Annotated in this window: 10 protein-coding genes; all 10 read left to right on the top strand. The window is 39.1% G+C overall.

Annotation, left to right across the window (positions count from 1 at the left end; all coding sequences use genetic code 11):
* The first annotated feature begins 3 nt into the window (after positions 1-3).
* Positions 4-870: a hypothetical protein gene (locus O1449_RS14280; protein WP_269238644.1), complete on the top strand. Its 867-nt coding sequence runs from the start codon at positions 4-6 to the stop codon at positions 868-870.
* Positions 871-1,333: 463 nt separating this feature from the next.
* Positions 1,334-5,812 (top strand): glutamate synthase large subunit, encoded by a 4,479-nt coding sequence (gltB, locus tag O1449_RS14275; protein ID WP_269229440.1) that lies wholly within the window; start codon positions 1,334-1,336, stop codon positions 5,810-5,812.
* A 71-nt stretch (positions 5,813-5,883) separates the two neighbouring features.
* Positions 5,884-7,305 carry an FAD-dependent oxidoreductase gene (locus tag O1449_RS14270; protein WP_004660164.1) on the top strand — a complete coding sequence of 474 codons (1,422 nt, stop codon included), beginning with the start codon at positions 5,884-5,886 and terminating at the stop codon, positions 7,303-7,305.
* A gap of 168 nt (positions 7,306-7,473) precedes the next feature.
* Positions 7,474-8,364 (top strand): metal-dependent hydrolase, encoded by an 891-nt coding sequence (locus O1449_RS14265; RefSeq protein WP_269238643.1) that lies wholly within the window; start codon positions 7,474-7,476, stop codon positions 8,362-8,364.
* 179 nt (positions 8,365-8,543) lie between these two features.
* Entirely contained in the window at positions 8,544-9,134 is a 591-nt protein-coding gene (locus O1449_RS14260) for a LemA family protein (protein WP_269238642.1), read from the top strand.
* Positions 9,135-9,209: 75 nt separating this feature from the next.
* Entirely contained in the window at positions 9,210-10,217 is a 1,008-nt protein-coding gene (locus tag O1449_RS14255) for a TPM domain-containing protein (RefSeq protein ID WP_442865343.1), read from the top strand.
* Positions 10,211-10,771, top strand: coding sequence for a TPM domain-containing protein (locus O1449_RS14250; protein ID WP_269229443.1), 561 nt, complete (start codon positions 10,211-10,213; stop codon positions 10,769-10,771). Before O1449_RS14255 ends, O1449_RS14250 begins: the two co-directional genes overlap by 7 nt.
* Before the next feature lie 415 nt (positions 10,772-11,186).
* The gene (locus O1449_RS14245; RefSeq protein WP_442865342.1) at positions 11,187-11,579 is read left to right on the top strand and encodes a pilin; all 393 of its coding nucleotides are present in this window, start codon (positions 11,187-11,189) and stop codon (positions 11,577-11,579) included.
* A 94-nt stretch (positions 11,580-11,673) separates the two neighbouring features.
* Positions 11,674-13,620 carry a hypothetical protein gene (locus tag O1449_RS14240; protein ID WP_269238639.1) on the top strand — a complete coding sequence of 649 codons (1,947 nt, stop codon included), beginning with the start codon at positions 11,674-11,676 and terminating at the stop codon, positions 13,618-13,620.
* Positions 13,620-14,477, top strand: a complete 858-nt coding sequence (locus O1449_RS14235) for a glycosyltransferase family 2 protein (RefSeq protein ID WP_269238638.1) — start codon at positions 13,620-13,622, stop codon at positions 14,475-14,477. Before O1449_RS14240 ends, O1449_RS14235 begins: the two co-directional genes overlap by 1 nt.
* The last annotated feature ends 2 nt before the right edge of the window (positions 14,478-14,479 follow it).

Here is a 14,479-nt window from a genome sequence, read left to right as displayed (position 1 = left end):
AATATGCTTATTTCTAGATCAATTTGGCAAAATATTCAACAATACAGCTGGCTCACACTTGCAATTGTATGCTTGATTGCTGCATTGGTCTTTTGGGGCGTTACTGATGGAGATGCTTTGGTTGAAGTAGATCAACCAGCTAAAACTGAAGTTCAAATTCAACCTGAAAAAGTGACTGCGACTGTTCATTTAGGTGCCTTTTCTAATGAGGTGAAACCGCTAGATTTAACAACCAGAGTTGTTGTTTCTAATGAGCATGCACCAGAATTTCGTGGCACTAAATTTATTAAAGAAAATCAGCAACAATGGACGATGGAAATTTTTCGTAGTTCAGATGAAGCAATTGTTAAAAATTTCTTATTAAGTCGATCAGATCGGAAAAAGTTTATTTATTTCCGCTTAACTGGAGAGGATCGCGCAGAACAATATATTCTTGCTTATGGTATGTCACCCAATATGGAGGAAGCAAATCGTCAGTTTGCTCAACTAAATTTGGTACTTCCTCAATCCGTGCAACCTAAAGCGCAGCAATTATCAAAATATGCTGATTTTGTGAATGACTTAGGGTCGGATGAATTAAAAACAGCGACAAATCAGCTTTATGAAATTCAGTTAAAACCAGCAGCGCTACCTAAAGTGGATGAAAGTTTGTTGGTTGGAGGGGCTGTGGCTTCACAAGGTACTTTGGGTGTTGGTGCGGGAAAACCAGCAGTTGATCCTGCAATAGCAACACAGACTACAGTCACCCAGCGTGATGCTCAAGGTAACGTGGTAAACGTCAAACAAAGCCAATCTTCAACACAAAACCCTGAAAAATTAAAAGAAAATTCAGATTCTTCTAAACGAGATGTGGTAGATCCATTTAATTAGTGTTGCACTAATTTTGAGCATTATTAGCGCCTTTTAAAGGCAAAATGATTTATTTTGGTGCAATAAAACTTCATAAGATATAGCTTTAGTCTATTATAAATTAAGGTTATTTTAATTTTTTTAATGATTTAGTAAATTTATAGTTAATTGGTATGTTTTTTGCTTCCTTGTGGTGCTAATTTATCTGCTCATTGCGCTTTTTCACACTAAATACCCAATTAATTTAGTGAAATGGAAAGTTTTTGTGCTTTACAAATATTGGTGAAGGTGTAATAACTGAAAACACTTTATATGCTTGGGTACGCTGTTTCTTGTTAAAGAAAGGCGTATATTGCAAATCCGCCAGGAAAAATGTTTTTGCGAAGCATTGAACTTTATATGAGTTGATCGGCAATATCGCAGAAAATGAATTGATTGTTTGTTGCTCGAAAGAGCCATGTTGAAAGAAGGGTACGCTATGCACATGCCATCGCCTAATACTGTAGCTCCCGCTCAAGGCTTATATCAGCCTGATGAGTTTAAGGATAACTGTGGTTTTGGTCTGATTGCCCATATGAAGGGTGAATCAAGCCATCATCTGGTCGAAACTGCGATTCACAGTTTAAGTTGCATGACGCACCGTGGTGGTATTGCCGCGGATGGTAAAACAGGAGATGGTTGCGGATTGTTATTGGCAATGCCAAAACAATTTTTCCGTGAAGAAGCTCAGAAGCTAGGCAGTAATCTAACTGAGATTTTTGCTGCGGGTACAGTATTTCTGAATATTGACCCTGCTTTAGCTCAAAATGCAAAGAATATTTTAAATAAAGAAATTGCAGCAGAAGGTTTAACGGTTGCGGCATGGCGTGTTGTACCAACAAATAATGATGCTTTAGGTGAAATTGCATTACAATCACTCCCAGCATTTGAACAAATTTTAGTTAACTGCCCAATGGGTTTAACTGAAGTTGAATTTAACCGTAAGTTATTTTTAGCTCGTCGCCGTGCAGAACAACAATTACAAAACGACCCATTATTCTATGTGACAACACTTGCAACAACTGTCATCACATATAAAGGCTTAATGATGCCAGCAGCGATTGCTGACTTCTATACAGACTTAGCTGATGAACGTCTAAAATCGCACATTGTGGTATTCCATCAGCGTTTCTCAACCAATACATTACCACGTTGGCCATTGGCTCAGCCATTCCGTTATCTTGCGCATAATGGTGAAATTAATACCATTACGGCAAACCGTAACTGGGCACTGGCTCGTACGCCAAAGTTTGAAAATCCATTACTGCCAGGTTTAACTGAGTTAAATCCGATTGTAAACCGTACTGGTTCGGATTCATCAAGCCTAGACAATATGCTTGAAATTCTTGTTGGTGGCGGAATGGACTTATTCCGTGCACTGCGTATGTTAGTTCCACCAGCATGGCAAAATGTTGAAACTTTAGATGCTGATTTGCGTGCATTCTATGAATTCAACTCTAAGCATATGGAAGCTTGGGATGGTCCAGCAGGTCTTGTGATTCAAGATGGTCGTCACGCGATTTGTATGTTGGATCGTAATGGTTTACGCCCTGCACGTTGGGTGATCACCAAAAATGATTACATCACGCTTGCATCAGAGATTGGTGTATGGGGTTATGAACCAGAAGATGTTGTATCGAAAGGTCGTGTTGGTCCAGGTCAGATCTTAGTTGTTGATACTTTGACTGGTAAAGTGCTTGATACAAAAGACGTCAGCAATCATCTTAAAAACATGCGTCCGTATCGTGAATGGTTGCGTGACCATGCGATTCGTTTGAAAGCAGATCCTCAGCTTGAAGAAAAATTGAGTGATCAGGGTTTAACTGGTGATGCATTAAAAGCGGCTCAAAAAATGTTTATGGTGACATTTGAAGAGCGTGATCAAATTTTGCGTCCAATCGCAGAAAGTGGTCAGGAAGCTGTTGGTTCAATGGGTGATGATACGCCAATGGCAGTCTTGTCTCGTCAAGTTCGCCATGTATCAGACTATTTCCGTCAACAGTTTGCGCAAGTAACGAACCCTCCAATCGATCCATTACGTGAATCGATCGTAATGTCATTAGAAACATGTTTGGGTCGTGAGCAAAACGTATTTGAGCAGGGTCCTGAACACGCTGACCGCATTATTATTTCAAGCCCTGTATTGTCACATTCAAAAATGCAGCAGCTTCGTGATGTTGAAAAAGAACGTGCGGGTTATGCTGTTGCTGATATCAATCTGAATTATGCAGAAACCGAAGGTTTACAAGCCGCAGTTGCTCGTATTTGTGAAGAAGCTGCGCAAGCTGTTCGTGATGGCAAAACTTTAATCGTTTTGACCGATAAAAATATTCGTGAAGGTTTCTTGCCAGCAAACTCGGCATTGGTAACAGGTGCAGTACATCACTACTTGATTCAAGTTGGTTTACGTACTGATGCAAATATTTTGGTTGAGACTGGTTTCGCACGTGACCCACATCAATTTGCAGTACTACTAGGTTTTGGTGCGACAGCAATTTACCCGTATTTAGCTTATGACGTGATCAATGATTTGGTTGCGAAAGGCGAATTATTGGGTGACCCAATTTATGCGCAAGCAAACTTCCGTAAAGGGATTGAGAAAGGCCTATTAAAAGTTCTTTCTAAAATGGGGATCTCGACAGTTGCTTCTTATCGTGGCGGTCAATTGTTTGAAGCGGTAGGTTTGTCATCTGAAGTCGTGGATAAATGTTTCCTTGGTGTACCAAGCCGTATCCAAGGTGCGACTTTCGCTGATTTAGAAAATGACCAGAAAAAATTGGCAAGCACAGCTTGGTCAAATCGCAAGCCAATTGATCAGGGTGGTTTACTGAAATTCGTATTCGGTAAAGAGTATCATGCGTTCAATCCTGATGTGATTAACTCATTGCACAAAGCTGTTCGTTCAGGTCAATATCAAGACTTTAAAGAATATGCTGAGCTAGTAAACAACCGTCCAGTTGCTACGATTCGTGACTTATTCAAGTTAAAAACAACTGATTCAATTGCATTGGATCAAGTTGAAACGATTGAAGAAATTCTACCGCGTTTTGACTCTGCGGGAATGTCTTTAGGTGCATTGTCTCCAGAAGCACATGAAGCAATTGCAATTGCCATGAACACCATTGGTGGTCGTTCGAACTCTGGTGAGGGTGGCGAAGATCCTTCACGTTACGGTACGATTCGTAACTCAAAAATCAAGCAAATTGCATCAGGTCGCTTTGGTGTAACTCCAGCATATTTAACGTCTGCTGAAGTTCTACAAATTAAAGTAGCGCAGGGTGCAAAACCAGGTGAAGGTGGTCAGTTACCAGGTGGTAAAGTGAATGGCTTAATTGCACGTTTACGTTACTCAGTACCAGGTGTGACTTTGATTTCTCCGCCTCCACATCATGACATTTACTCAATTGAAGATTTGTCACAATTGATTTTTGACTTGAAGCAAGTCAATCCTCAAGCAATGGTTTCAGTAAAATTAGTATCTGAACCAGGTGTAGGAACAATTGCTGCTGGTGTGGCAAAAGCGTATGCAGATTTCATTACCATTTCAGGTTATGACGGTGGTACAGCGGCATCTCCACTTTCATCAATTCACCATGCGGGTTCACCATGGGAATTAGGTTTGAGTGAAGCGCATCAAGCCCTTCGTGTAAATGATTTACGTGGTAAAGTTCGTGTTCAAACCGACGGTGGCTTAAAAACAGGTCTAGATGTCATTAAAGCTGCAATTTTAGGTGCGGAAAGCTTTGGTTTTGGTTCTACACCAATGATCGCATTAGGTTGTAAATATCTTCGTATCTGTCACTTAAACAACTGTGCAACTGGTGTTGCAACACAGCAAGATCATTTACGTCAAGAGCACTATATTGGCGAGCCAGAAATGCTCATCAACTTCTTCAAATTTATTGCTGAAGAAACGCGTGAATGGTTGGCTGCTCTAGGTGTTGTAAGTCTTAAAGATTTGATTGGGCGTACTGACTTACTTGAAGTATTACCAGGTGAAACAGAGAAACACGCTCACCTTGATCTCAATGCTCTATTAACTTCACATCCATCTGCTGAAGGTAAAGCACAGTATTGCCAAGTTCAAGGTAATGCACCATTTGATAAAGGTGTATTGGCTGAGAAAATGGTTGCTGAGATGTTACCAGCAATTGAAGCAGGTACAGGTGGTTCGTTTAACTTCACTGTAGGTAACTGTGACCGTTCGATTGGTGCGCGTATTTCAGGTGAAATCGCACGTCGTTATGGCAACTTGGGTATGGAAAATAGCCCAGTGGTGATGAACCTTGTCGGTACTGCTGGTCAGTCACTAGGTGTTTGGAATGCGGGTGGTTTGCATATCAAACTGGAAGGTGATGCCAACGACTACGTGGGTAAAGGTATGGCGGGTGGTCGTGTGTCGATCTTCCCACCAAAAGGTTCACCATTCCAAACGCAAAATACTGCAATTATTGGTAACACCTGTTTATATGGTGCGACTGGCGGTAAGGTCTTTGCTGCGGGAACTGCGGGCGAGCGTTTTGCGGTTCGTAACTCTGGCGCATTTGCTGTGATTGAAGGTGCAGGCGACCACTGTTGTGAATATATGACAGGTGGTGTCGTGACAGTACTGGGTAAAGTCGGTCATAACTTCGGTGCAGGTATGACGGGTGGTTTTGCTTATGTCCTTGACCTTGATAACGACTTTGTCGATTACTATAACCACGAGCTGATTGACCTAAATCGTATCTCTACAGAGGCGATGGAAGATCATAAAGAAAACCTCCTTCGTATTCTTGATGAACATATTCAAGAGACAGGAAGTGCTTGGGCATATAAAATCCGTAATGAGTTCGACTTCTATAGTCGTAAGTTCTGGCTTGTAAAACCAAAAGCTGCTAATTTGCAATCGCTTTTGAAAACAACCCAAGCTGACCCACAATAATTCCACGACTGCAAAGACATAGGCAGGTGCAGAGGTGAAGGACATCGCTGCGCCTACCCACGGAGAGAGACATGGCAGAACGCCTCAATAATGACTTTCAATTTCTGGATGTAGCACGCCAAGATCCAGAGAAAAAAGATATTACTGTCCGCAAAGCAGAGTTTGTGGAAATTTATAAACCCTTTACTGCGGAAGTTGCTGCGAATCAAACGCACCGCTGTTTAGGGTGTGGTAACCCGTATTGTGAATGGAAATGTCCAGTACATAACTACATTCCAAACTGGTTAAAGTTGATTGCAGAAGGTCAAATTTTCCAAGCGGCCGAGCTTTGCCATCAAACCAATACCTTGCCAGAAGTATGTGGTCGTGTTTGTCCGCAAGACCGTTTGTGTGAAGGTGCATGTACCTTAAATGATGGTTTTGGTGCTGTCACGATTGGTAATGCAGAAAAATATATCAATGATACAGCCTTCGCTTTGGGCTGGCGTCCAGATATGTCTGGCGTGAAATGGACCAATAAAAAAGTTGCCATTATTGGTGCGGGTCCAGCAGGTTTAGGCTGTGCTGATATTCTTGCTCGTGGCGGTGTGAAACCAGTTGTATTTGATAAACGCCCTGAAATTGGTGGTTTACTTACATTTGGTATTCCAGAATTTAAAATGGAAAAAGATGTAATGAAACGTCGTCGTGAAATCTTCACGGGGATGGGTATCGAATTCCGCTTAAATACTGAAATCGGTGTCGATGTAACGATTGAACAACTCCTTGCTGAATACGATGCCGTATTTATGGGGATGGGAACTTATACCTACATGAAAGGTGGTTTCCCTGGTGAAGATCTTGATGGTGTTTACGATGCCTTAGATTTCTTAATTGCTAATGTCAATCGTTGCCAAGGTTGGGAAAAAGATCCAAGCGAATACATCAGTGTTGATGGTAAGAAAGTGATTGTTCTTGGTGGTGGTGACACTGCAATGGACTGTAACCGTACTTCATTACGCCAAGGTGCGCATGATGTCACATGTGCTTACCGTCGTGATGAAAGCAACATGCCAGGTTCTGCTCGTGAAGTGAAGAATGCCTATGAAGAGGGTGTGAAATTCCTGTTCAACCGTCAGCCAATTGAGGTTGTTGGTGAAAATGGTAAGGTAACTGGCGTTAAGGTTGTCACTACACAAATGGGTGAGCCTGACAGCCGTGGTCGTCGTAGCCCTGAACCTGTTCCGGGTTCTGAAGAAATTTTGCCGGCAGATGCAGTATTACTTGCATTTGGTTTCCGTCCAAGTCCTGCTGATTGGTTTGGCTCTGCAAATGTAAGTTTAGATGGTTCAGGTCGTGTCGTTGCGGCTGAACAACAAGAATTTAAATTCCAAACGTCTAATCCAAAAATCTTCGCTGGCGGAGACATGGTGCGTGGTTCTGACCTTGTTGTTACTGCAATTTGGGAAGGTCGCCAAGCAGCAGAAGGTATTTTAGATTATTTAGGTGTCTAATCAATCTTTTTAGTTTGATTGCGATAAAGCCTGCTCAAGCAGGCTTTATTTTTTTCATCTTATCTTTTTGGTAGTTTTAGCAAATCTTGTAAGCTTTTTTGCCCTGTCGCTGATCATTTTTCAGCATGATACTCGAAGACCAATCAGGAAATTGTGCAGGCAATAAAGATGGCTCTTGCAAATGTGAATGCTGAAAAAACCTATTTAAATAGACCAAAAGCTTTGGGTATTACGGTACGTCGTTTGCAGTTTAATCCAAAAAAAATTAAACGACATTATTTCGCTAATTCTCCACTAATGTCACATCTCTTAACCGCTTTGTCTTCAACATTTCCAATCGGTGAACAATATTTTGTAAATAGCGTGAGGAATGTTAGGGATAAAGTCCAAGAGCCACAGTTACAAGCACAAATTGCAGCATTTATCGGGCAAGAAGCGATGCATTCTAAAGCACATACTGAATTTAATGATGCATGGCGAAGAGATGATTACAATCTAGACCGTTTTCAAGCGTGGCTTGCAAAACGTGATGACACACTGAGAAATATTCACCCTAAATTACAGCTTGCGTTGACCTGTGCATTTGAACATTTTACAGCGATGTTAGGTGGTTATATTCTGAAGCATCCAGAGATTCTAAGTACTTTAGATGATGATGCGATGAAACTTTGGGTGTGGCACGCGATTGAAGAAATCGAGCATCGCTCGGTTGCTTTTGATGTCTATCAAGAGGTCTATGGTGATGACCGAATTCGTCGCCTGTTGATGCGTAGCGTGACCACTGGATTTGCAAGTCTCACTTTTTATGCAACATCACGTTTAATTTGGCAAGATAAGTGGAAAAGCTTGCCGAAAGTTGGTGGCAATGTATTTGGGATATATTTGCTTGGGAAAATGTTTATTCAACTGATTCCAGAATACTTGTCTTATTATCAAGCGGATTTTCATCCTGCAAAGCACGACTATACAAAATTAGTGAATTATTGGAAAGCACGTATGGCAGATGAGTATGGTATGGTCAGTTTTCAAGAAGAAAAAGTTTTAAAATTATACAGTTAATCTATTTTTATAAACATAAATGTTGTGCTTAACAAGACATTACTCAAGGCCATTGAGTAATGTCTTTTTTATTTAAATACGTATAAAGTAACTTTAATAAATGTTACACAGCGAACAAAAAATCACATTACAATGAATTATTGCAAAAAATATAAAGAAAAACTTGAGGATAAATTTTTATGAAAGTTATTAAGAAAACCGCATTAGCAACAGTATTAACAAGCACCTTGTTGTTCACAGGTTGTGGATATAATACTTTACAAGTGAAAGATGAAGCCGTAAGTGCTTCATGGTCTGAGGTGCAAAACCAATATCAACGACGTGCTGACCTTGTTCCAAATCTTGTCAATGTGGTTAAGGGCTATGCTAAACATGAAGAACAAGTCCTCACAGAGGTTACGCAAGCTCGTTCTAATGTTGCGGGTTTAAAAGTAGATAAAGAAGTTTTAGAAGACCCAGCACTTTTTGCAAAATATCAACAAGCACAAAGCCAATTAACAGGGGCATTATCTCGTTTGATTGCTGTTTCTGAAAATTATCCAGATTTAAAAGCCAATGAACAATTCCGTGATTTACAAGCACAATTGGAAGGTACAGAAAATCGAATCGCGGTTGCTCGTAATCGCTATATTACGACCGTGCAAGATTACAACTCATATGTGCGTCAGTTCCCACAAGCAATGACGGCAAAAGTCATTGGTATGAAAACCAAAGAGAACTTTAAAGCAGAGCAATCTGCGCAACAAGCACCAACAGTATCATTTAATTAAGATTGGACTGTTAGGAGTGGTCGTATGCTAAGGGTGTATAGGCAATATCTGAAACAGCAAGTTTTACCTGTTTTAATGATTGTTTTGGCAACGCTATTTCTTCAGCATACGGTTTGGGCTGAGGTTGCGACTGCAACAGATGAAACTGATTTAGTTGTTGCAGGTAAAATGATTCAGCAGCCACAACAAAATCAATTACAACCAAGCACTACAGCACAACAAGCACCTATTTTACCACAAGTTGCGAATGATATGGCTGAGGGTGAATCCATACGTGGTTTACCAACTTTAAATCAGCCCATCATAGATCAAGCCAAAATATTAAGTGCGGCGGAAATACAGCAACTCAATCAAAAAATACTGACGTTGTATCAGCAGGGTAAAGCCCAGATTGGGGTGATTATTGTACCAACTACTGGACAGGAGGCTATTTTTGATTTTGCTTTACGTACAGGTGAAAAATGGCAATTAGGTTCTGCTAAACGTGATAATGGTTTGTTGATGGCAATTGCAGTCAATGATCGCAAAATTCAGATTCTAACAGGCTATGGTTTCGAAGGTGTTTTACCTGATGTGGTTCTGAGCCGCATTATTCGTAATCAGATCACACCCTCTTTTAAACAAGGTCAGTATGCACAAGGCATTTCATCAGGCTTGGATGAGATAAGCAAGATTGTGAATCAAGATCCAGAAATTGCACAACAGGCTGCCCAAGAATTAAAAGATCGTCATGAGCAAGCTTTACGTGAGCAACAAGCGAAAGATAATACGCTAACTATGGCGCTATTTATCCTTATAGCTGGTGTTGTAGGTTCATTCATTGTTGGCAATCGTTTAAGCGCTGCTACAGCTGGCGTTACTGCTGCCGCGGCTGGGCTTTTAAATGGCGCTGGTATTTTGATGAGCTTATTGCTTGGTTTTGGTATTTTCTTTTTACTGATTACCTCATTAGCTCAGCTTATTTTTCAAGCTTTTCTATCTGGAGGGGGGCGAGGTGGCGGTGGTTTTGGTGGAGGAAGCGGTGGTGGATATAGTGGCGGTGGGGGTAGTTTTGGTGGAGGAGGAGCATCAGGTTCATGGTGACAAAGACGGATACAACGGAAATCATTACGCAATCGAAACTAGAAGAATACGCGCAACCTAGTTTAAAACGCTGGTTCAAACATTTTTTCTATATTTCTTCGGCACATCGTTTTTTCAATAAAAAAGATCGCTTAGATATTGCACAAGCTGTGCAGCAAGCCGAAAAAGGGCATGTTGGGGAAATTCAAGTGGTAATAGAAGGGCATATACCATGTTCACAGGCTTATCATCAAAACACACGGCTACGTGCTCAGCAGCTATTTGCTGAATTAGGTGTATGGGATACTGAATTGAATAGTGGGGTTTTGCTTTATTTGAACCTTTGTGAGCGCAAAGTTGAGATTGTGATTGATCGTGGTCTTAAAAATGCGACTCAAACTGAGATTTGGAATCAGATTTGTCAAAATATTGTCTTTCAACTTGCTCAAAAACAACATCTAGAAGCTATAAAAAATGGAATTGCTGAGATTGGTCAAGTATTGGATCATTATTATGTTAATTCTAAGATAGATAACAAAAATGAATTGCCAAATGAGCCTATTATTTTAAATTGAACGATTTAATAGTTTTATGATCTTTTTGACACATTGATAGTAGGCCTATGTAGTAAATAGCTCTGTAAAGAATCATTTCTGAAAATAAATCTTTTTATCTTCCGATAAACGGTTATGTAAATATTCATAATTTTTATGTGATTTGTTTCGCTCAATTTTACGCCTCTTCGATAAAAATCATGCTTAATTGGTACGTAGTTTGAAAATAAGTTGTGAAAGGTGACGAATATTGTCACATATTGTCATATATTGGAATAACTGGGTTGTTTATCACCAATAATAATATTCTTTTAAGTCTCTGTTTTTTTGAGTTAAAATTGGCTAAGCTAAGGATTGGCATAGAACATGCTAAATACAAAGTAGCTGAATAAAGGCTCATAAAAATTTATATCATTGGAGAAATGTTATGAAATCAATGCAAAAAGGTTTTACTCTTATCGAATTAATGATCGTTGTAGCGATCATTGGTATTTTGGCTGCATTCGCAATTCCTGCTTATCAAGACTATATCGCGCGTTCACAAGCAACTGAAGGTGTTGCTATGGCGAGTGGTAAGAAGACTGATGTAACAGACAACTTGCAGAACGGTAACTGTGGCGGTGGTACATTTAGTGGTAAGTATGTACAGTCTATGGTAATTAGTACTGGTAATGCGCCATGTACGTTTGCGATTACTTATAGAACTACTGGTACTTCTAATTTAATTAGTGGTAAAACATTAACTTTAAGTATGGGCGCAAATGGTTCTTTAGTTAAATCTGCTGGTAATATTGATAATAAATATGTACCTAAAGCAAACTTACCTTAATATTTATTTGTATCAAATATAAAAATAGCCCTACAAAGGGCTATTTTTATTATAATTTAACAAAAAATTTAAATATATTGGATGTATGGTTAAGATGTTTGAATCAAAAAAAATATTACCAATAGGGGCTTTAATATTTAGTTTGTTATTTACTTTTCTTATATATTATCCAGGCTTAAAAGGCGGTTTTCTTTTTGATGATTATTATAATTTAGCTGAAATAAGCCGCTATGGCGATCCTCATGATTGGAGTGCAGCTGAAAAATTTGTTACAGAAGGTGGTTCTGGACCAACGGGTCGACCTATTGCTTTAGCTAGTTTCTTATTACATATAAATAGTTGGACAGAAGAAATGGGGTGGTTGGGAAATGCTCAACCCTTTAAGCAAGTCAATTTATTTATTCATTTACTCTGTGGTCTACTATTGTTTTTTGTAACACGCTTGTTGTTACGTAGTTATGGTTATGCAGAACAAAAAATCACATGGATTGCTTTATTAGCAACAAGTTTTTGGCTATTACATCCCCTATTTGTTTCAACTACTCTTTATGTCATTCAACGAATGGCACAATTACCACTATTATTTAGTTTGATTGCAATGATTGGCTATTTAAAAGGTCGTGCACTAATTGTGCATAAACCTTTGAAAGCTTATTTCATTATGACCATATCGATTGGTTTAGGTACAATATTGGCAACCTTCAGTAAAGAAAATGGTGCATTATTACCTTTATTAATTTTGGTTATTGAATTTTGTAACCCCAAGCGAGATGGAAAACCAATTTTGCTATGGAGGGTTATTTGCCTTTGGCTGCCATCTTTACTAATTGCTGCCTTACTTATTCATTATATTGATTTTTCAGGAAACCCTTGGTCAAATCGTACATTTAATCAGATTGAACGTTTGTGGAGTGAGGGGCGAATTTTAACCGATTATTTAAGGTGGTTGTGGATTCCTCGTATTGAGGGTACGGGACTGTTGCAAGATGGTTTTCTTGTTTCTAAAGGTTGGTTAAGTCCTGCTTCTACATTATATTCCGCTTTTTTCTTATTATGTTTATTGATTGTTGGTTTTGCTGTTCGTAATAGATATCCTCTAATTGCACTGGCAATTTTGTTCTTTTTTGCAGCTCATTTAATAGAATCTACGGTAATAGGTTTAGAGTTATATTTTGAGCATAGAAATTATGTAGCTGCTATATTTATGTTTTTACCCCTAGCTGCTGGTTTGAGTAGTTTATCTGAGAAAGTAAAACCGAGTATTGTTATTCTGATTAGTGTCTTGATACTAAGTGTTTTGTCATTTATGACATGGCAGCGTACTATGTTGTGGGCAGATACTGATAAATTACAAATGTACTGGGCACAGAATAATCCTAATTCAGAACGTGGATTGGTCTTTATGGCAAATTATTGGGCTAGCCATGGAGAAAATGAAAGAGCAAATCAGCTATTAGTTGAAGCATCGCAAAAACATCCTGAAAGTGGCTTAATCGCATTTCAACTATTATTACAACAGGTGAATGATAAAACCGTAACAGAACAGGACTTTGTTAGTTTACAGAAAAAAATACCTCAACAGCGTTCTGATCCTCAAGTGATGATACGTGTACGAGATATTGTTGTGAGTATTGTTAGTGATCAACAGAAAGTGGTCGATGCTAGAGTGATGCTGAAAGTGTTAGATGCTTTCATGTTACCAAATTCAGCATATCGAGATATACCGAACTTAGATGCTATGATTCTTGTGTTAAAAGGTTTGTTATTTGTTGATATGGGAGATGTTTCAAATGGTTATGATTCTTACCATAAAGCTATTTTACTAAATCCAGATATTGATAAAGCTCTTGCTATGGTGTCAGATCTAGGTAACCATGGATATCGTCAGCAGGCTTTGCAGTTGTTAGGTGTTGCAGAGGCTGAGTATGTTAAACAGCCAGATCTAATGCTAGCAAAACCAAGAGCATATTCTAACGAACAAATTGTGCAGTTAAGGCAAGCAATACAAATAGACTTAAAAAATTCTGAGGATAGTAATTGATGGCAATTAGTGTGGTGCTGCCTGCTAAAAATGAAGCAGCTGCAATTGGACAAACAATTGAGAAGATTAAGCAGCTGCAGGCTATTGATGAAATTGAAATTATTGTAGTAAATGATGGTTCGACTGATTCAACCAAAGTTGTTGCTGAGCAGGCTGGAGCAAGAGTTGTATCGCATCCATACTCTAAAGGAAATGGTGCCGCAATTAAGACAGGAGCTAGGGAGGCTATTGGGGACATTATTATATTTATGGATGCCGATGGGCAACATGATCCACAAGATATCCCGCGTTTGATAGAGAAAATTGGGCAAGGTTATGATTTGGTTGTTGGGGCAAGACAAAAAGGTTCACAAGCAAGTATTGGTCGTGGTATTGCAAATAAGCTCTATAATAATTTAGCAACTTATATGACAGAGCATCCAGTAGAAGATCTTACTTCTGGTTTTAGAATTGTGCGAGCAGATAAATTTAGAGAGTTCTTATATTTATTACCAAATGGTTTTTCTTATCCCACCACCAGTACGATGGCTTTTTTTCGTGCAGGATATTCTGTTGGTTATGTCCCTATTCATGCGGCTAAACGAATTGGAAAAAGTCATATTAAGCCCATTAAAGATGGTGTAAGGTTTTTCTTGATTATCTTTAAAATAGCAACACTTTTCTCGCCATTAAAAATGTTTCTGCCAATTGCCATGATTTTATTTGTGATGGCAACAGGATGGTATGGCTATACCTTGTATGAATTCGGGCGGTTTACTAATATGAGTGCGTTACTTTATACAGGTAGTGTAATGATTTTTTTAATGGGGCTAATTTCGGAGCAGATTACCAATTTGATGTATAAAGATGGAAATTAAGA

Source organism: Acinetobacter sp. TR3, from assembly GCF_027105055.1.
Taxonomy (GTDB): domain Bacteria; phylum Pseudomonadota; class Gammaproteobacteria; order Pseudomonadales; family Moraxellaceae; genus Acinetobacter.
This window is presented reverse-complemented; position numbering and strand designations above follow the sequence as displayed.

Excerpts from the sequence above, each read along its gene's own strand:
- O1449_RS14245 (WP_442865342.1), top strand. The coding sequence starts at position 11,187 with ATGCAAAAAGGTTTTACTCTTATCGAATTAATGATCGTTGTAGCGATC.
- gltB (WP_269229440.1), top strand. The coding sequence starts at position 1,334 with ATGCCATCGCCTAATACTGTAGCTCCCGCTCAAGGCTTATATCAGCCT.
- O1449_RS14255 (WP_442865343.1), top strand. The coding sequence starts at position 9,210 with ATGATTGTTTTGGCAACGCTATTTCTTCAGCATACGGTTTGGGCTGAG.
- O1449_RS14235 (WP_269238638.1), top strand. The coding sequence starts at position 13,620 with ATGGCAATTAGTGTGGTGCTGCCTGCTAAAAATGAAGCAGCTGCAATT.
- O1449_RS14250 (WP_269229443.1), top strand. The coding sequence starts at position 10,211 with ATGGTGACAAAGACGGATACAACGGAAATCATTACGCAATCGAAACTA.
- O1449_RS14260 (WP_269238642.1), top strand. The coding sequence starts at position 8,544 with ATGAAAGTTATTAAGAAAACCGCATTAGCAACAGTATTAACAAGCACC.
- O1449_RS14270 (WP_004660164.1), top strand. The coding sequence starts at position 5,884 with ATGGCAGAACGCCTCAATAATGACTTTCAATTTCTGGATGTAGCACGC.
- O1449_RS14265 (WP_269238643.1), top strand. The coding sequence starts at position 7,474 with ATGGCTCTTGCAAATGTGAATGCTGAAAAAACCTATTTAAATAGACCA.
- O1449_RS14280 (WP_269238644.1), top strand. The coding sequence starts at position 4 with ATGCTTATTTCTAGATCAATTTGGCAAAATATTCAACAATACAGCTGG.
- O1449_RS14240 (WP_269238639.1), top strand. The coding sequence starts at position 11,674 with ATGTTTGAATCAAAAAAAATATTACCAATAGGGGCTTTAATATTTAGT.